Below are 19,266 nucleotides of genomic sequence, written 5' to 3'. Positions count from 1 at the left end.
TTTGCTCGCAATTGCAGTTTTTGCTACCGATGGTAACGCCAAAAAAGCAAGTTTGCGGCCTTTTTGGCCCTGGCTTTACCCTCGCTTGCGGGCAAGTGTATTATGAAACCTAGCTATAACAAATAGCTGTTTTTAGGTTTTCCTTATGAGCGATGACCGCAGTTATCGACTGATAATAATAACGAACGAAGGCAAACACTAATGAACGTATACGAGTCCGATCTCATTCATTTGAAAAACATTGGCGCAGCCTCGGTGAACATTCTTCACGCCGTAGGTATTCACAGCGTAAACGACCTCGAGAACATAGGTGCCGTAGAAACCTATCGCCGCATTAAAAACCGCGGCATCAGTGTTTCTAAGGTAATGCTCTATGCATTGCAAGGCGCCTTGGATAACACCCATTGGAGTGATTTATCCTCCCAAGAAAAAGCTGAGTTGATCGAAGCCGCCGCCCATCAAGAAGCCCCGGCGCAGTTTCAATCCGTCGCTAACAGCTAATCGGCCCCAGGCCATCCCAATCGCCCCCGTGCCCTAACGATTAGGGCTTGGGCGTTTACCTATGGTGCCTTTTAATTTGTTGATAGCTGCCAAGCAATGTGAGGCACTGCACACTTTCGTCACGACCAACATGCAAATGAGATTTATTTTCAAAAAAGACTTTACTTGCAAATGAGATTCGTTATTATTTGCACATCGGCGGCTTACAGCGGTCGGTATGAGGAGCCCATCTCATGGTCTCTTCTCCTTATCAGGCTAATCACGGTTTCAAGCCACCTCTCTTGGGGTGGCTTTTTTTATGCCTGCAATTCCCGCAACCGATCCCCACAACCAATCAATGGGGTCAGATCCCTTTGATCCTGGCCCGCCGCGTCGAAAAATCAAACGGATCTGACCCTATTGATATTTTTTAAGATTTTTAGCAAAAAACTCTTTACATGATAATGAGAATTGTTATTATTACCACATCGACGGCTTAGGCAGTCGGTACGAGGAGTCCAATCTCATGGTCTCTTCTCCTTATCAGGCTAATCACGGTTTTAAGCCACCTCTCTCGGGGTGGCTTTTTTTATTGAATTTTCCCTGCCAGCACCCATCTTAATACTTCAGTCAGATTGGCCTACGATAATTGCTGATACTATCAGCAAAACTGTGATTACCTGGAGATCTACCTCAGATGATGAGAATTGGCTTGTTTCTGCTTACCAACCTAGCCGTGGTTGCGTTGGCAGGCATTGTGTTGAATTTATTGGGTGTTGGCCGCTACTTAGAAGCCAATGGCGACCTCAACCTAGGTAGCTTGCTGGCATTTTGTGCTGTGTTTGGTTTTGTGGGTGCTTTGGTTTCTCTGTTTTTGTCCAAATTTATGGCCAAAATGAGCACCGGCACCAAAATTATTGAATCCCCCCAAACTGCCGATGAACGCTGGTTGGTGCAAACCGTAGAAGAGCTGGCGAACAAGGCCAACATCGGCATGCCCGATGTGGGTATTTTCCCCTCCCCCGCTTCCAACGCGTTTGCCACCGGCTGGAATAAAAACTCAGCCCTCGTTGCTGTGAGTGAAGGCCTACTACATCGCTTCCAAAAGGACGAAGTCCGGGCGGTATTGGCCCACGAAATTGGCCACGTCGCCAACGGCGATATGGTAACGCTGACGTTAATTCAAGGCGTGGTTAATACCTTTGTAATGTTCTTTGCCCGCATCATCGGCCACACCATTGACCGCGCGGTGTTTAAAACCGAACGCGGACACGGCATTGGATACTACGCTGTGGTATTCGTTTCCGAGATTGTGTTGGGTATTTTAGCCTCCATGATTGTGGCTGCGTTTTCTCGCTACCGCGAATACCGCGCAGACTACGCGGGTGCCACACTGGCAGACAAACAATCCATGATTAACGCGCTAGCCCGCCTGCAGGCTGAAAGCCAAGCTCAGGTGCCCGGCGAGCTGCCAGACACCATGAAAGCCTTTGGCATTAGCGGCGGCTTTAAAGACAAATTCGGCGCTTTGTTTGCCAGCCACCCGCCGCTGCCAGATCGCATTGCCGCTTTGCAAAAAACCGCCGTATAAACGCGGAGGGAAACCGTGGCTAGAATATTTGCTAACAAAAACTCACACTGGCTGGCCACGCTAGCCAGCCTTTTTACCGGTTTAGCTGGCTTGTGGTTGCTCTATGCCAGCAATGCTTGGGCCGCGTTGGATAAAGACGAAATTAATAATATTGATGTCTTTAAAAACGCCAGCCCCTCGGTGGTATTTGTCACCAACAATGCCTTGGTGCGAGACCCTTACTCCCTCACCTACTCCAGCCGCCCTCAGGGGGCAGGCACTGGGTTTGTGTGGGATAAACAGGGCCACATTGTGACGAATTTTCATGTTGTGGATGGCGCTCGCAAAATTACCATTACCCTTGCAGACCACAGCTCCTACGATGCGTTGATTGTGGGCCTTGCGCCAGAAAAAGACCTAGCGGTTCTAAAAGTAAACGCACCGCCGGAAGTATTAACACCTCTACCGGTGGGCGACTCCAACGATTTGGAAGTGGGCCGCAAAGTGCTGGCCATTGGTAACCCTTTTGGCTTAGACACTACCCTAACCGTGGGCGTGGTCAGCGCCCTGGGCCGTGAAATTCAAGCCCCAAACCAACGCACTATACGCAATGTTATTCAAACCGATGCCGCCATTAACCCCGGCAACTCCGGTGGCCCGCTGTTAAATTCCGATGGTGAACTGGTGGGCGTTAACGCCGCCATCTACAGCCCTAACGGCGCCAGCATTGGCATTGGCTTTGCCATTCCGGTAAACACGGTATCTAAAATTGTGCCGGATTTAATTCAATTCGGTTACCCCATGCGGCCAGTACTGGGTATTGAAATAGCGCCGTTGAATTGGGCGCGGGCAAATAAAATCCCTGGTGTGCCAATATTGCGGGTATACAGCAACAGCCCAGCCGACCAAGCCGGCTTGCGAGGTATTACTACCAGCCGCTGGGGTGCGACAATTTTGGGAGACAGCATTATTGCCATTGACGGCGATAAAGTAAGCAGCGATGACGATTTACTGTCAATTTTAGAAGGCCACAAACCTGGCGATAAAGTCACCCTGACGTTGCTACGCGAGGGCAAAGAAAAGAAAACCAAAATTAGGTTGGCTGCACCGCAACCTTAATGTTTTTATCTTAACGATTTTATTAAGTTATTTACTATTTATACCCCGGCAATGCCGGGTTTTTTTATTTTTGATCAGCAATTCCAGATGGGGTGTGATCAACTTACAAGAAATAACGCATTTCAATAATGTACGCTATTCATAACAGGGAGTGACTATAAATACGCCAAGGCTTATGCCGGGTGGATGCAAATAATTTAGGCAAGCAATTATGGGCTCAAATAGCAGGGAAGCAGCAGCCAGACTCACCGATATGGATACCGGCCACTCCGGCCCATCCGCCGGCGTTACCGAGGGCTTGGAAGAAGAAGCCTTACTCGACGGCGAGCTAGAAGAAGGTGAATTGGAAGACGGCGAACTCGCCGACGACGCTACAGAAGAAACACTGGAAGAATCCGAAGCTACAGAAGACGGCGCATCGAGCGACGGTAGCGCTGCCGATGGCAGTGAGATAACGCCAGATTCAGAAGCTATCGCAGAAGCCACCACCGAAAAAGACAGGGCCGAAGAAGGCAGCGCCGAAGAAACCGCCGAGGTTGAGGAAGAGCTCACCGAAGAAGAACTGGCAGAGGCAGAAGCCCTAGCCGCTGCAGCCGCCGGCGGTCATCAAGGTCCACCCACCGCCATTATCACCGGCAGTGCTAATGTGTTTATCAATGGCTTACCGGCCGCTCGCCAGGGCGATATGCTAGCCCCACACCACCCCGGCACCCGCGCCATTACCGAAGGCTCGCCCAGCGTACTAATAAACGGCATGCCCGCCGCCCGCGTTACCGATGCCGTCGATTGTGGCGGCACCATTGAAACCGGTTCAGAGAACGTTTTTATTGGCAACGAACCCAAACTGGTGCCCCCCACCAAAGTTTCCCTACCAGACATTGTATTCAAAAATCGGCGCGCAAGCTTTAAACCCAAAGCCATCACCACTCAACCGCCAGCCAATACCAGCTCAGCCCAAGTAGACTCTGTGGTGTATTCGCCCAACAGCCACAGCAATAACACCAATGTGCGAGTTGAGCCTGTGGCTAATAACAAACAAAACGCTATAGATTACTGGACAGAAGCAGAGTTAAATGCCGATAACTTCCCTGCTGCGTTTGGAGCTAGACTAATGCGTCTAAATGCAGAAGCCGGGTTTGAAGCGGCAGACGCAATCATCAACCTGTATGACACTCTTACTGACTGGGACAAGTTTAAGTCTGCCCTAAACGGCATGAGCGATACTGTTACCAACCCAGCCGAAACCTACGAAGCACTGAAACAAGCCGCAAAAAGTTTTGCCAACCTTCCGGCGGAGCAAAAAGGTGAGGCTGCCTACAAGATGTTGCTGGGCACCGCGGCAACTGGTGCAGCTGGCAAAGTAGGAGCAGCATCTAAGAACCTGTCTAATCTGAACAATCCAAGAGTTGTTTCTGATCAAGGTTCCTATGTTCGTATGGACGGGCATAAAATTTATGATTCAAGCTACCCAGCATTAAGTACAAACCCAAGCGCGCAATATCGATTCTCCGATCCATCTTATCGTTCCACGGCGGGTGATGTTTACTTCGGTGAGAATATTGTCACTTCATATATGGAAGTGCGTAAAAACTTGGATGGAAAATCTCTTTTTGTTGGAGATGTTCGGGTCGATAACATTTTGGATTTGACTGATCCGAATGTACTGAAACAGATGAATATTGACCCAGCTAGACTAACTGCGAGAGTTGATAACCCTGTCCAGCAAAAAGCGATTTATGGCTATACAAATCAAGTTTCAAACCAAGCGTACGACGCTGGTTATAATGGAATCCTGTATCCGAGTAGTAGAAAAACTGGAAATAACCAAGCAATTACTTTGTTTGACGGCCGTTATGTCCCTGATACCATTAAGCTAATTTTAGATAAGCAGATTAAACCATGAGTAATTTATGTTTACGGTATGCAGATGAGGTTGGCATACAGCCAGCCAAAGTCAAAGGCATGGAACAGCATGGACTGTGCTTTTTTACTTGGCATGATAGTGAAGCGGTAGGAGGACAGTGCTCCTGCTGCAATACAATAGTTTGGGTAAGCCCGAGAGAAAACCCAATATTAGCTGAGGTTCGACCTAGCTCTATTCCGCCCAGTGGCGATGAGTATCGGAGGTACTATCAGAATAAATTAAATAGGTTTCTGTTAAGTTTGCCTCCTTGTCCATGTTGTGGTGAAACGAAGTACGATCGATTCATCAATAACGTCTCTTTCCCACGTTTTTCAGATGGTGCAGACTTTGATGATGGTCGGGAGGATATAGAGTTAATTACTACAGCCCCCAACAGCGTAGAGGTCTGGTGGTTTAAGACCAAATAGATTTTCTCAACTCAAATCTCCATCTTATATAGCTGTATGAACAAGCCCATCTTTAACGAAGCCAATTTCGTACCGGTCCCGCGAGTACCGGAGTGGCAGATATATCAACCAGAGAAGCTTCCACACTCATGGAGGCTAATGGCGCAATGCACAGATTCAACATTCCTAGAAGAGCCCGTCGATTGGCTGTTTTATTTCGACGGCGCAATACTAGTAATTTACAGACACAAAGACAGAATGAATCGCTTCAACGGAGAACCTATCTGACATATCTTCCAGTACGAATACCCCATAGAAGCCGCGGGCTGGTTTGTGGAAAACCTGCCCCGTTTCTTTAAAAAACCAGGAGAGCCCGGAGCCTTGCCGCCGGAAGAGTTTTCACTCAATGAGCAAGTTGGTGGTGAACGTTTGGGGATTTCAAGGTTGGTTCATTCCACCGGTAAAGATATGCCGGGATATTCGCTAGACAACCTCAGCCGCTGCGATCATCCAGATATGGATTTATGCCAAACCTTCAATATGAGCGATGAGTTTTTATTTAACGGTGGGATGTTGGATTTGTTTAAAGGCATTGCTAAACGCCACCAAGCTGGAACGCTTTAGCTTAATAGGATCGCTAAAATACCAAACTGATTAAAAACCAAAAATTACCGCGCTCAATACCACCTGCTAGCCAAACCGCCAGCAGGCAGTGAAAGTGCGCCATTAAACAAATATATGCTCTTCACTAGGAAACGCGCCAGAGCGGGTATCCTCGGCGTATTTCATTAGCGCGCCTGGGATTGAAGCCGTTTCTACCAGGAAGTTTTTCGAGAACTTGGGTGGCTGTTCGGTTAGGCCCAGAATATCGTTAATCACCAATACCTGGGCATCGGTTTCGCCGCCGGCGCCGATGCCGATGGTGGGCATGGATACGGCGTCGGTGATTTCTTTGGCCAGGGCTTGGGGCACGCACTCTAGCACCAATAGGTCGGCGCCGGCTTTATCTAGGGCGATGGCGTCGTTGAGAATGACTTCGGCCTGCTCGGCTTTGCGGCCTTGCACCCGGAAACCGCCCAGTTTGTTCACCGATTGGGGCGTTAAACCCAGGTGAGCGCACACTGGGATGCCGCGGTCGGCCAGCATCTTAACCGTATCTGCCACCCAGGCTCCGCCCTCGAGTTTTACCATGTGAGCGCCGGCACGCATGATGCGAGTGGCGTTGGTCATGGCTTGCTCTGGCGTGGCGTAGGTCATAAAAGGCATGTCGCCCATAATTAACGATTTTGAATTGCCACGCTTTACCGCTTCTACGTGGTAAATCATTTGTTCCATGGTAACGGGGATGGTGCTGTCATAGCCTAATACGGTCATGCCTAGGCTGTCGCCCACCAGCAGCACTTCTATACCGGTTTTTTGCGCCATGGCCGACATGGGCGCGTCGTACAGGGCGACACAGCAAAATTTGTGTTTTTCGCGCTTGAATTTGCGCAAGGTGTTGACGGTAACCGGTTTGGCTAGGGCAGATTCTGGTGTGGTTGTTCCGTAGGGCATGGCTACTCTCTCCTGACGCTGTGCTTTACCAGGGCTGAGCCCCGGGGCTATAACAGCGGTGATGGGTTATAAAAGTGGCGACCTTTTTTAATGGTTAGAAGGTACTCTACCAGTGCTTTGAAGTCTCGCTCGTTGTTGGCGAGGTCTAGGTCCTTGGCATTGACGATTAACAGCGGCGCTTCATCATAATGCAAAAAGAAACGTGTGTAGGCATCGTTCAGTCGATCTAAGTAATCTGGGTTGATACCGCGCTCAAATTCTACCCCACGTTTATTCACCCTTTCTATTAGACTGTCTGTGGGCGCTTGTAGGTAGAGCACCAAATCTGGCACGGCGGTGTTGGTGTTTACCTTTTGCGCTACCTGATCGTAGAGCTGGTACTCGTCTCTATCCAGGGTGAGCTCTGCAAACAGGCGGTCTTTGGCGAGCAGAAAATCGGCCACAAAGGTGGATTCGAACAATTCATCGCGATGCAGATTTTGCAGTTGCTGTACCCGCTGGAACAAAAAAAACAATTGTGTGGGCAGAGCCGACTGGCCCGGCTGGGTGTAGAAGTTTTCTAAAAAGGGGTTTTGGTCGGCTTGCTCTAGCAGGGCTTGGTAGTTGAATGTGGCCGCCAGATGCTTGGCCAGGGTGGTTTTACCCACGCCAATGGGGCCCTCTACCGCGATGTATTTTGGCAGCTCCAGGCCACGAAAGTCCCAGGTTAAATTAAAACCGTAATCCAAAGCCTATCCCTTATTGTGAATACACACGCCCAATACACTGCAGGCCTTGATCGCCCAATTGCGCTTGCACTTCGGCCAGCGCTGTGCCGTTGGGTAATACCAAATTCGGCGCCACGTTGGCCAAAGGGTAAACCACAAAGTTTCTTTTGTGCAAATAGGGATGCGGCACGGTGAGGGTATCGGTTTGGATACGGTCATCCCCGTACAGCAAGATATCCAAATCTAAGGTTCGCGCGCCCCAGCGCACTTCGCGCTGGCGGCCGTGCTGGTTTTCTATAGTCTGCAGCGACTCGAGTAAGGTTTGCGCAGGCAATTGAGTCGTTAACTGCAGCGCGCCATTGATAAAATCCGGCTGCTGGCCGGGACCAACCGCTTGGCTGATGTACCACGGGGAAGAGTCCACCACCTGGGTATTTGGCAGTGCGTTAATTTCCGCACAAGCCTGGGTTACATGGGTGAGTGGGTTATCCAGGTTTGAGCCCAGGGCAATATACGCCGTTACCGATTGTGCCACGGGTGAACTACCCTTCTTGTTGGCCAGGGTTTTGTTGCCCGGGACTGCGGCGCGGCTTGCGGCGGCGACGGTTGCTGTTGTTGCCGCTGCGCGGCAATGCCGCAATCAGTTGCTCGCGCTTTTCTTCATCGGCAAATTGGAATTCAGTCCACCAGGCGCCTAAGCCTTGGTGGTCTTCGCCGGACTGCTCGCGCAACAACAGAAAGTCATAGGCTGCCCTAAAACGCTGTTGCTCTAAGGTACGGTAGGCTCGGCGGCCATTGCGGCGTGGCAACGCGGCTTGTAGATCCCAAATTTCTCGCATTACGCTGGTAAAGCGCTTGGGAATGGAGATGACATTCAGCTGAGCCTGCAATACCTGCTGCTGGGCTTGGTGGGCGGCTTGTAACGCCGTACTGCTGCCCTCGGCCATGAGCTCATCCTGGCGCGTCACCACCGCAGGCCACAGCAACACGGCAAAAATAAACGCAGGCGTTACGCGCTTATCGGCGCGGATGCGTTTGTCGGTGTTGAGCATGGCGTTTTCAAAAAACGCCATGGTCTGTGGGTTGGCAATGTGCGAGGCGCTGCCCGGGAACAGATACTTAAATAGATCGCGCTCCACCATTTGGTGGAATATGGCGGTGGAATAGCCGCTCATAAACAGCTTCATGCTCTCATCCCACAGGCGCGCGGCGGGGATGTTTTGCAGCATTGAGGCTAGGTCAGCAATGGGGGCAGCTGTTTTGGGTTCTATTTCAAAGCCGAGCTTGGCCGCAAATCGTACAGCACGCAGCATGCGCACTGGGTCTTCTTTAAAGCGGGTGGCCGGGTCACCAATGATGCGCAACATACGGGCGTCGATGTCGTTAACACCACGGGTGTAGTCTAGAATGTCGCGGCTGACCGGGTCGTAATACAGGGCGTTGATGGTGAAGTCGCGGCGTTCGGCATCGCTTTGCAAATCGCCGTAGACGTTATCGCGCAGCAACATGCCCTCATCCGACTGATGTGACTCCTGGCTTTTGCCACTGCCCTCTTGGTGATGGCTGCGGAAGGTGGTCACTTCAATCACTTCTCGGCCGTAGCGTACATGCACTATGCGAAATCTGCGGCCGATGATGCGCGAGTTGCGAAACAACTTGCGCACCTGTTCAGGCGTGGCGTTGGTGGCCACGTCAAAGTCTTTTGGGTGCCCATCTAACAACAGGTCGCGCACGCCACCGCCCACCAAGTAGGCCTCAAAATCCGCTTGCTGCAGGCGTTCAATCACCTTAATAGCATTACGGCTGACATCATTATTGGCAATGGAGTGTTTACTGTGCGGAATAACCACTTTACCGCTACTGGTGGAATCACCGGTGAAAAGGCTAATAAAGCGTTTCAACATGCTGTGTTAATTCTGCTGGTTGGATACAAATGGGGCTCCGCCCTAAGGCCTGAGTAAATAAGGGCGTGAGTCTACCAGAGGATTGGCTACCGGGGAATTTTTCGTCGGTTGATAGCATCGGGTTGGCTGCAGAAAGACTAGCACAATCAGCGCAGCCACCGGACGGCGGCTGCCATAGGCCGCTTTAAAAGAGGTATCGCACAGACAATGTGCCGTTACGTGGCGCACCAAAGCGCACTTGGCTATTACCGGCGATGTAGTTGTAGTATTTTTCGTCGGTTAGGTTTTTCAGGTTTAGCTGCAGGTTGAGGTTTTCCGTAATGTCGTAACGGGCCATCAGGTCAATCAGCGTGTAGGCGTCTTGGCTGGCGCCGCCTTGGTAGGTTTCATCCTGCCAGTTAATGCCACCACCTAGGGTTAGCTGGGGCAAGGCATCAACCAACTGGTAGGTGGTAAACAGGTTAAATTGCTTACGCGGGTGGTCGGTGTTTACATCCACGCCGGCGGCATCCTCGGCAGTAAAATAGGAGTACCCTACGGTAGCGTTCCATCCGTCCAATAGCTGGCCCACCAACTCAATCTCAAAGCCTTCACTGGTTACACCCTCTGACTCTATCTGAGCAATGCTACCCGGTGACCCTGGCACATATTGCACCACACCGTCGATGGCGTGATCTTGGCCGAGGTTGTCCTGCTCGATGCGAAATACGGCTAAGGAGGCCTGCAGTCGGTCGTTCAGGAATTGACTTTTCAGGCCTACTTCAAAGGTGTTGCCTTCAATGGAATCCAAATAATTGCCGTTGAGATCCTGGGCATTTTGTGGGTTAAAGATGCTGGTATAGCTGGCGTAAACACGATGCTCATCGTTGATGTCGTACAGCACACCAAAGTACGGCACCAGTACGTCGTCTTCACCGAAGTCGGTAACCGTAGCGTAACTCTGCCCGCTGCGTTGCCAACTACTGATGCGGCCACCTAGGATAACTTTTAACGCATCAGACACATTGATGCGGGTGGCCGCAAACAGGCCTTCCTGCTCTGTGTCCATATCCTGGGCGGTGGTGGTGGGGCTATCTGACCACTGCGGCTGCAGAAAATCGCCGTTCCACTGGTAGAAGTTATCCACCGCTAAAAAGCTGTTCGTCAACGCGGTGTAGGTTTTGGCCACGGCAGATTGCTCGGAGTACAAACCACCCACTACAAACTCGTGCTCGGCACCAAACAGCGAGTACTCGCCCTGCAGCTGGAAGTTAAAGCTGTCTTGGTCACTTTCGCCTTCGCTGCGGTAGGGCCAGCTGATTAAGCCGGCACCGGTTGCAGCGTCTAAATCGCCGTACAAATACAGCAAGCGGGTGTCGTTTTCGTAACTGAGTTTGTTGTAGCTAAGCGTCAGCTCCCAGTCGTTGACGAAGGTGTGCTGCAGGTTAACGAAAGCGTTTTCGCTGGTGGTATCCCACGCACTCCAATGCGGTGCCGTGGTGGTTTCTACATCCCAATCGGTGGCTGAGCCGTCGCTGAAGATTCCGGGTAAACCACCCCACACCGCGGCATCCGGTGAGTCGCTTTGGTAGCTAAAACCGGCTCGCAGCAAAGTACTGCTGCTGAGGTCTGCCTCGACTGTGCCGTACAACACGTTGGTTTCAGCAGAAAAATAATCCGAATAGGATTCTCGCTCTTTGTACTTGCCCACCAAGCGGCCGCGTATGGCGCCGGACGGGCTCAGTTTGTTGGCAACATCGAAAGAAACTTCGCGGGTGTCCCAGCTGCCCACGGCGCCGGCAGCATAGCCTTTGAACTCTTGGCTGGTGGCGTGTTTGCGCACCAAGTTTATGGACGCCGAAGGATCACCTTGGCCGGTGAGCAAGCCGGTGGAACCGCGCACAAATTCCACGCGCTCGTATATCGAAACATCGGCAATGGTCTCACCAGAATCGCCCGCCAAACTCCACGCCAAGGGCACGCCATCGATTTGGTAGTTGGCGATATCGAAGCCGCGCGCTTGCAGCGTATTGCGAACGTTGTCCACCTCGGTGGAGTTGACGCCAACGGTGTTCAGTACGGTATCCACCACGGTGGCCAGGTTTTGGTCAATGATTCGCTGGGCGGTAAGAATGGTCACCGATTGCGGTGTCTCCTGCCGGCTTAGGCCAAGGCCTGTCGCGGTATCCAATTGCTCGTTAACCAAGTATTTGCCTTCAACAACCACTTCTTCTAGGCCGGCATTCTGCGCTAATGCCAGCGTCGAGCCCATGCAACCGACAACGACAGCACAGGCCGCCCGTTGGGAATTAGCGCAGGCGATGGCGTGCCAAAGGGAATGGATAGGAAACGGGCGAAACTGCATGATGACCTCTAAAACGGGAAGTAAAACTAGGGCAATAACCTGTGCGCGTACGCTGACTAGAATGGCAGCTATGCCGCAGAGTTAGGATGCGCTCACAGCGCAGGCTGCACTGTGACGAGGCCTGGAATGTTAAAGCAAGCGCCAGACAATCTCAATGCAAATAATAATTATTATTTTTATCATTTGGAAATTAGACTGCGCTAACGGTCAACCATCGGCTGTTTTGGGTAGCCACGATGATGCCGGCAATTAGGCCGTGATGATGAAGATCTTCAGCTCGTTGTCTGTCATGGAGAAGCGTCGGTGGAATGGTAGCGGCAGTGCCGGCCTGGACGGGCAAAACCAATTAAGTTCACGCCATAGCGTTGGGCACAGGTTAACGCCAAGGAGGTGGGCGCAGACACCGCCACCACCGATCCGATACCCACGGCGGCAGCTTTTTGCACCATTTCAAAACTGGCTCGGCTGGATACCATTACAAAGCCAGCATCAAAGCGAAGGCCACTTTTTACGGCCGCGCCAATGAGTTTATCCAGCGCGTTATGGCGACCGACGTCTTCACGAGAGACGATAATTTCGCCATCGGCGCTGCACCAGGCGGCGCCGTGGCAGGCACCGGTGGCCGCGCGCAGTGGCTGCCAGTTAGGCAATTGCTGTAATGCCGCTTGCACTGCGCTCTCGCTAACTGGCACAGCGTTTTTTATCGGGGCGATATCGCGCTGCATTTGCTGTAAGGATTCCACACCGCATAGACCACAACCGGTGCGTCCTTGCAGGTTACGGCGGCGTTGTTGCAAGCGATTTTGCTGCCGGGTGGCGATCCGTATTTGCAGCTCTAGGCCGTCCGCGTGGGTGACTTGCTGGCAATCGTAGGCTTCGTCAGCGCTATCGACTATGCCCTCGCTAAGGCTAAAACCTAGCGCAAAGTCCTCTAGGTCCATGGGCGTGGCCATCATCACAGCATGTGAGATACCGTTGTAGCTCAAGGCCACGGGTACCTCTTCGGCTACCCAGTCTTGTTGCTGGTGGGTTGTACCCTCCTGCCAGCATTCCACCGCCGCTTTCTGTGCGGCATTTTGTACCTTCTTTGGTAAAGCCATGGGCTTGCTGTTGTCTTTATTAGTCACAGTTACGCCTCAGAGTGTTCTCGCCCGCGCGCCAGATGCGCCAGCTGTTTTTGATTACGGGTTTTGACATTGGCCGGCCTCTGACTGGGCAGCGATATTTCTTTCACCCTAACAGTGGTGGCTTTGTGCTGTGCAGAGATGGCAGCCGTGAAGAGCGCGAGTGTAACCCTCGCTTCGCCTATGGGAAAGATCTCACGGCGCTTGGTGAGTGCAACCCAGGGGGCCAGAGGCAGACAAGCCGTTGATATTGCCGCGCAAGGCACCAACACAAACGACTATCCAAGGCCGCCGTTGTGGCCAGGATCTTCTACCGTTATGACTGAGGCTTGAAGAACCAACCAGGGAGTTGTGACATTGTACAGGTGAAGCCACGCCAAGCGCTCGCATCACGCAGGCCTTTAGGTGAAAGCGCGCGGCGCACAGTGTGAGTAAAAATCTTGGATAGGTGCACTACCAGGCTATCGCGGAGTTTTATGGCAAGGTCTTTGGTCACGCGCGTTTGGAAGCTTTGATCAAATAATCGAGACCAGCTGTGGATGCTTGTTTCAGATGATATGGCTGTAGTACCAGAAACTGTAACAGAAGCTGTAAATAGCTGGGTTGTTCAAAGGGAAGTTATGCAAAGGGAATGTGTTTGGGGAAAGCAATAAGGGGAAGAGAACCTCTTCCCCTTTGTATTGGATTACCAACAATGTCTAAGCATCCGTGCAACTGATTGCGTTATTCGCAAACTCTCTCCGAGAATCAAGTCAGTTTGTCGCTAGTTTTTATTAATTGTTGTTGTTTTCTTTCTCGTTATTATTATTTCTTGTTGTTGTTATATTGTCTGTTATTATTATTTCTTGTTGTTATTATAATCGTTTTTCTTATTATTTGTTGTTCTTATTATAATTTGTCGTTTACTAAGTAATTATTTTTATTATTTGTTGTTTTTATTATGCCAGTGATAATGCAGCTGGTGCGCCAAAAATAAAAAATCATTTAATATCAACAACATAACCCCAGAATAGGTCTTCTTATGAAAATTCGCTATTTTCAATTCGTTACCTATTCTCACGGGAAGTGTTACCCACAACACATTTAGGTAACACCCAGATTCAGGTGACATTCACACGATTTCGACGGTTTTATTAGATCCCCGCCGGCATTCAAATTTATGCAGTTATGCGGAATGAGCATTCTGTGTTGACTCAAACGACGCTGGCACAATAATCAGCTCGTTTTCAGCTATAAAAATAGCCCGCTTAGGCACAGAACGCATAATGCAAGTCTACTGGAAGTAACACCCCGGTAACCTTGAGTAACGCCATGGCAGCCAAAACGACGCACTGAAGCGACCTGGCACGGTTTGGGCGCTCAGAAGAGCTGGTTATAAAACCACGCCGAAAGTGCCCCCTTAGGAAAAGTGACCAAAGGGCATCTATGTTGAGGTTCAATTATCTAGAGGGGAGCTTAAAAGAGGGCTTGGGCGGGCACACCCAAGCAGACGGCTATTTGGCGCTGGAGAGGGTTTTTTTGCGTTCAATGCCTAGCTTTTGCCGGCGCTCCCACAAACATTTACGGCTGATGCCGAGTTTACGAGCCAATTCGGTTTCCGACATACTCTCTTGATGCTCCAACACAAAGTGCTGAAAGTAATCTTCCAAGGACAAATCTTCCGCGGGGTCGGATGAGGGTTTGCTGACTGCAGGCCGAGACGGCGCAGGGGCCGCTGTTGGGTATGGCGAGGTGCTGCGCTCAATATCTGCCGTGTTTACCAGCTCCATGCCAATATCCAATACGTCGTGGGGGATCTCATTGCCCTCGTCGCAGAAAATCACCGCACGCTGCATGGCGTTTTCCAACTCGCGCACATTACCGGGCCAGTTGTAGGTTGTTATGGCTTGGATGGCCTCCGGCGACAACACCTTGATAGGCACATCCATTTGCACACAAAACTTTTCAATCAACGCCTCGGCAATGGCCAGAATATCCTTACCTCGCTCTCTCAGCGGCGGTAGCGTTAGCTGCAGGACGTTAAGGCGATAGTATAAATCCTCCCGAAACTTGCCTTCCCGGGAGAGAGTCAACAGATTACGGTGGGTCGCCGCCACTAAGCGAACGTCAACCTTGCGCGACTCAATAGCACCAATGGGACGTACCTCGCCCTCTTGGATCACACGCAACAAGCGAGCCTGCGCCTCCAACGGAAGCTCGCCGATTTCATCCAAAAACAACGTGCCTTTATCGGCGGCGGCCACTAGGCCTTCTCGGGTGTTGGCTGCGCCGGTAAAAGCGCCCTTCTCATGGCCAAACAACTCGGATTCGATGAGGGTTTCGGGAATGGCGGCACAGTTAACCGAGATAATGGGTTGGTCTGCTCTTGGGCTGAGGTTATGGATGGCCCTTGCGGCCAGCTCTTTACCAGTACCGGTTTCGCCGTGGATCAGCACGGTGGCCTGGGTGGGCGCAACCTTGCGCAGTTTGTTGTACAGCTCACGCATTACGGCACTGGTGCCAATCATGCCATCAATGGAAGCGCCGGTCGTTCTGCGTTTTCCGGCGGCAGGCTGGGGCATTTTGGCGGCATTGGCTTTGCCAATAATGCGTTTGACGGCGGCCACCATTTCATCGTGATCAAAGGGCTTGGCAATGTAGTCCATGGCGCCCATGCGCATGGAATCTACCGCCGAGCGCAGGCTAGCATAGCTGGTCATAATCAGAACAGGAACATCGCCAGACAGCTTGATCAGATCGGTACCAGGGGCCCCGGGTAGACGCAGATCGCTAATAATGAGGTTGTAATCGGCCAGCTGGTACTTGCTGGTGGCTTCTTTGACAGAGGTAGCTTCGTTTACTTGGTACTTGCTGCGCTCTAGTAATTTTCGCAATGCGGTGCGAATGATCACTTCGTCTTCAACAATGAGTATTTTGCTCATAGTCCTCGCCGAACAATTTGTTTGATAAAACAGCCTAAGTTTAACCTAATAAAAGGCTCGCCGGATGGCTTAGTTGCCCTGCTACTACTCCGGGGAAGGCTCAACTCCCTCAGGCAAGGTAATGATAAACCGGGTGCCGGTTTGGCTCTGTTTGTCGAGCGGGCTCTCCACTCGGATACTGCCGTCGTGTTCATCGATGATACTGTACACCATCGCCAGACCCAAGCCCGTTCCTTTGCCTGGCTCTTTGGTGGTGAAAAAAGGCTCGATGATTTGATCAATGTGGTCTGGATCGATACCGCTGCCTTGGTCACTCACCGATATGGCCACCTCGCCAGCTTCAGCCTCGGCTTCAATCACAACGGTATCGCCATCTTCACTAGCGTCCCGCGCATTCGATAATAAATTGATGAATACCTGAATCAACTTTTGGGTATCGCCCATCACCCGCAAATGCGCGGGCACAAAGCTTTGGTAGGTCACTTGAACATCGTCTTTCTGCAGAGACAACAGCGCAATGGCCTCACTTACAAAACTTTGCACCTCCACTGCAGAACACTGCCTAGGGTTGTGGCTGCCGGAGTGCGAAAAAGTCACTAGCGAGTGCACGATGCTGCTGATGCGATGGGTTTGCGAGAGGATTTGCTCGGCGGTCTCTAACACCTCTGGGGCGTCGGAATCGTACTTTAGGTTCTGTGCCAAGCAAGCAATGCCCGTCACCGGGTTACCGATTTCGTGGGCCACCCCGGCCGACAATCGACCGATGGAAGCCAGTCGCTCACTGTGCGTTAGCTCTTGCTCCAACAGTTTTAGCTCGGTGATTTCCTCGATCAATATCACTTGGCCGTCTTCTTCGCCGATGGCTTTGGGGGTATGCAGCGGCGATTTATGCAGGCTGAAAAAACGCTCTTTGCCGTCAACCTTTACCAACTGGCCGTGCAGGTGGCGCTCTTCGCTGTCGGTGAAATCGATGATCAGCTCACGCCAGGGCGAAGACAAATCCGACAAGTGCGCGCCGGCCACGTCACCAGACTGGATTGACGTCAACTCTTCCATGGAGCGATTCCAGGTGATGACCTCTAAGTCGCTGCCTAGGGAACACACCGCCATGGGTAGCTCGTAAATGGTGTTGCGGTGGTATAGGCGCAGGCTATCCAGCTCGGCCGCCATACCGGTGAGCCGATCGCGGTAGCGGTGCAAACGCGATTCCATCAGGTTAATGTCGGTATTACCGGCCTGGCTAGGCAGACGATAGGGCAAATGGCGATCAATGATCTCACTGGCCACGGAGCGCCCCATCATGGAAGACAGATTGGTTTCCAGCCGGTTTCGGATTCGCCGCAGGCTGTACGGGCGTCGCTCGGAAAAGCTGTAGCCCAGCTCCTCCGCCGCCTTGTTTACCTGAATCTCGGCCAGGGTTGCGCCCAAGCTCCGGCTTAGACGCTCTTTGATTTCATCGCAACTGTGAACATCCAAAATCACCCTTACTGGCTGAGCGATTTCAGCCTCGGTGCACAACGAGGCACTGAATTGCTCCTCGGCATTTTGCTCTGTATTCATGGAAACCAGCACGAACAAACCAATGTTCAAGGCCAGCGACACCAACGCGATGCTATTCCAAGCATCAATGCCCAGTGCCACCGTGCCCCAAAACGGCAGACTGACTTGGCTCACCTCAAACATCACAGGTAAGAGCAAACACCAAAACCACACCGTAGCGCCCGCGCACATACCGGCCAGCAAGCCGAAACGATTGGCCCGGGACCAGTAAGTCACGGCTATGATGGCCGGCAAAAACTGCAACATGGCCACAAAAGTGGTCAGCGCCAGCTCCATTAGGCGGTGGTCGCCGCCGGTGATCAGATAGAACAGATAGGCCGCCGCCAATATGCCACCCATGGTAGTGCGGCGCAGCCACACTATTCGGCGGCGCAGGTCTCGCTTTTGACCCAGACGAGACATTGGTAGTAACCAGTGGTTGAGCACCATAACGGTACCGGCCATGGTGATAGAGATGATGGCGCCGGTGGCGGCGGACAAGCCGCCGATAAACGCCAACATCGTAAGACCGGGCTGCTCGGATACAAACGGCACGCCCAAGGTGTAATACTGCACCGGTAGTGGCACATCCAGCGCGAAACCCGCCCACAGAATGGGCAAAATAGGCGCGGCCATACAGAATAGAAATAAGGGAAACGCCCAAGAGGCAAAACGCATGGATCGAGCCACGGGCACATCCACCACCGATGATTGAAACAAGTGCGGCATGGCCACGGCGGTGGCAATAAACACCAACAACAGCGTGTGGGTGCTGTTATCCGATAGAGCGGTATACAACAGCTTTTGCTGATCCGGGTTTTGCGCCAGCCACTGATCAATACCATCTAGGCTACCAAACACCTGGAACACAGCAAACAAGCCCACCGCAGTAATGGCAAGGATCTTAATGAGCGATTCAAACGCCAAGGCCATCACTAGGCCACGCTGTTTTTCTCGGCTGGCTCCGAACAGCAAGCCAAACACCAACAACAGCAGGCAGTAGCCCAGGGCGAACATCTTCTCGAAATCGAAATGTGAAGATTTCTCTGGGGTGTAGTTGGTCAAGATAGACAGCGACTCTGCCACCGCCTGAATTTGCATGGCCACCAACGGCATCACAGCCGCCATCATGCACAGAGTGACCACGCTACCCACCAATTGACTGTGATAGCGGAATACCAGCAAATCGGCCACCGAGGGAATTTTAAACCGTTGCACCAGCTGAGCAATGGGTGTCAGTGCCACCGGCGCAAACAAAAATAACGCCACAATACCGATGTAATAGGTGAGCGCGCCATAACCGTATTGATAGGCTAAATCCACCACGCCGTAATAGGCCCAGGTGCTGGCAAACACCCCCAGGGAAAGAATGTAGGTAACAGGGTGGTTGATGAAGGAATCGGGTAACCAACCGCGGTTGGTTAAGGTGGCAATGCCAAAAGTAACCAACACATAGGCCACCACCACTAAAACAATGGTGGACAGCTCAAAGGTCATCATGCTTTCGGCCTTTTAGCTGCACACCCAAAGCAATCGCAATGACGACCAGCCACACCAGAAACGGGCGAAACCAGGCGCCTTTTGGGTCTAACATCCAATCTAGAACGGATGGCGAAAATGTCGCCGCCATCACTAACACCAGCATCATCCAACGCTGGCCAGAGGCACTATTTGACTGCACACATCCCCCTACA

The 19,266-nt window shown here is 51.8% G+C and carries 14 protein-coding genes; 5 read left to right on the top strand and 9 right to left on the bottom strand.

Annotated features, from left to right (window positions below):
* Positions 1 to 201 precede the first annotated feature (201 nt).
* The 5 genes from ACGHM3_RS06345 to ACGHM3_RS06325 all read left to right on the top strand — a co-directional run bounded on the left by ACGHM3_RS06345 (position 202) and on the right by ACGHM3_RS06325 (position 6,103).
* Positions 202 to 501: a TfoX/Sxy family protein gene (locus tag ACGHM3_RS06345; protein WP_345427341.1), complete on the top strand. Its 300-nt coding sequence runs from the start codon at positions 202 to 204 to the stop codon at positions 499 to 501.
* 676 nt (positions 502 to 1,177) lie between these two features.
* Positions 1,178 to 2,071 (top strand): protease HtpX, encoded by an 894-nt coding sequence (gene htpX / locus ACGHM3_RS06340; RefSeq protein WP_345427337.1) that lies wholly within the window; start codon positions 1,178 to 1,180, stop codon positions 2,069 to 2,071.
* A 15-nt stretch (positions 2,072 to 2,086) separates the two neighbouring features.
* Positions 2,087 to 3,169 carry a trypsin-like peptidase domain-containing protein gene (locus ACGHM3_RS06335; RefSeq protein ID WP_345427335.1) on the top strand — a complete coding sequence of 361 codons (1,083 nt, stop codon included), beginning with the start codon at positions 2,087 to 2,089 and terminating at the stop codon, positions 3,167 to 3,169.
* Positions 3,170 to 3,380: 211 nt separating this feature from the next.
* A complete protein-coding gene (locus tag ACGHM3_RS06330) occupies positions 3,381 to 5,072 on the top strand; it encodes a PAAR domain-containing protein (RefSeq protein ID WP_345427333.1) in 1,692 nt (563 codons plus the stop codon).
* A gap of 740 nt (positions 5,073 to 5,812) precedes the next feature.
* Positions 5,813 to 6,103 carry a hypothetical protein gene (locus ACGHM3_RS06325; protein ID WP_345427331.1) on the top strand — a complete coding sequence of 97 codons (291 nt, stop codon included), beginning with the start codon at positions 5,813 to 5,815 and terminating at the stop codon, positions 6,101 to 6,103.
* Positions 6,104 to 6,205: 102 nt separating this feature from the next.
* Here the strand turns inward: ACGHM3_RS06325 and panB are convergent, their stop codons facing one another.
* The 9 genes from panB to ACGHM3_RS06280 all read right to left on the bottom strand — a co-directional run bounded on the left by panB (position 6,206) and on the right by ACGHM3_RS06280 (position 19,253).
* Entirely contained in the window at positions 6,206 to 7,033 is an 828-nt protein-coding gene (panB, locus tag ACGHM3_RS06320; protein ID WP_345427329.1) for a 3-methyl-2-oxobutanoate hydroxymethyltransferase, read from the bottom strand.
* Between the two features lie 47 nt (positions 7,034 to 7,080).
* Positions 7,081 to 7,761, bottom strand: coding sequence for a deoxynucleoside kinase (locus ACGHM3_RS06315; protein WP_345427327.1), 681 nt, complete (start codon positions 7,759 to 7,761; stop codon positions 7,081 to 7,083).
* 10 nt (positions 7,762 to 7,771) lie between these two features.
* Positions 7,772 to 8,275, bottom strand: coding sequence for a 2-amino-4-hydroxy-6-hydroxymethyldihydropteridine diphosphokinase (gene folK, locus ACGHM3_RS06310; protein WP_345427325.1), 504 nt, complete (start codon positions 8,273 to 8,275; stop codon positions 7,772 to 7,774).
* 7 nt (positions 8,276 to 8,282) lie between these two features.
* Entirely contained in the window at positions 8,283 to 9,644 is a 1,362-nt protein-coding gene (gene pcnB, locus ACGHM3_RS06305) for a polynucleotide adenylyltransferase PcnB (protein ID WP_345427323.1), read from the bottom strand.
* Positions 9,645 to 9,828: 184 nt separating this feature from the next.
* Positions 9,829 to 11,988: a TonB-dependent siderophore receptor gene (locus ACGHM3_RS06300; protein WP_345427321.1), complete on the bottom strand. Its 2,160-nt coding sequence runs from the start codon at positions 11,986 to 11,988 to the stop codon at positions 9,829 to 9,831.
* 287 nt (positions 11,989 to 12,275) lie between these two features.
* Positions 12,276 to 13,115, bottom strand: coding sequence for a formate dehydrogenase accessory sulfurtransferase FdhD (fdhD, locus tag ACGHM3_RS06295; RefSeq protein ID WP_345427319.1), 840 nt, complete (start codon positions 13,113 to 13,115; stop codon positions 12,276 to 12,278).
* 1,490 nt (positions 13,116 to 14,605) lie between these two features.
* A complete protein-coding gene (locus ACGHM3_RS06290; protein ID WP_345427317.1) occupies positions 14,606 to 16,033 on the bottom strand; it encodes a sigma-54 dependent transcriptional regulator in 1,428 nt (475 codons plus the stop codon).
* An 84-nt stretch (positions 16,034 to 16,117) separates the two neighbouring features.
* Positions 16,118 to 19,072, bottom strand: coding sequence for an ATP-binding protein (locus ACGHM3_RS06285; protein WP_345427315.1), 2,955 nt, complete (start codon positions 19,070 to 19,072; stop codon positions 16,118 to 16,120).
* Positions 19,059 to 19,253: a hypothetical protein gene (locus ACGHM3_RS06280; protein ID WP_345427313.1), complete on the bottom strand. Its 195-nt coding sequence runs from the start codon at positions 19,251 to 19,253 to the stop codon at positions 19,059 to 19,061. Before ACGHM3_RS06280 ends, ACGHM3_RS06285 begins: the two co-directional genes overlap by 14 nt.
* Positions 19,254 to 19,266: the final 13 nt, after the last annotated feature.

It is taken from the genome of Halioxenophilus aromaticivorans (assembly GCF_042850945.1).
Classification (GTDB): Bacteria; Pseudomonadota; Gammaproteobacteria; order Pseudomonadales; family Cellvibrionaceae; genus Halioxenophilus; species Halioxenophilus aromaticivorans.
This window is presented reverse-complemented; position numbering and strand designations above follow the sequence as displayed.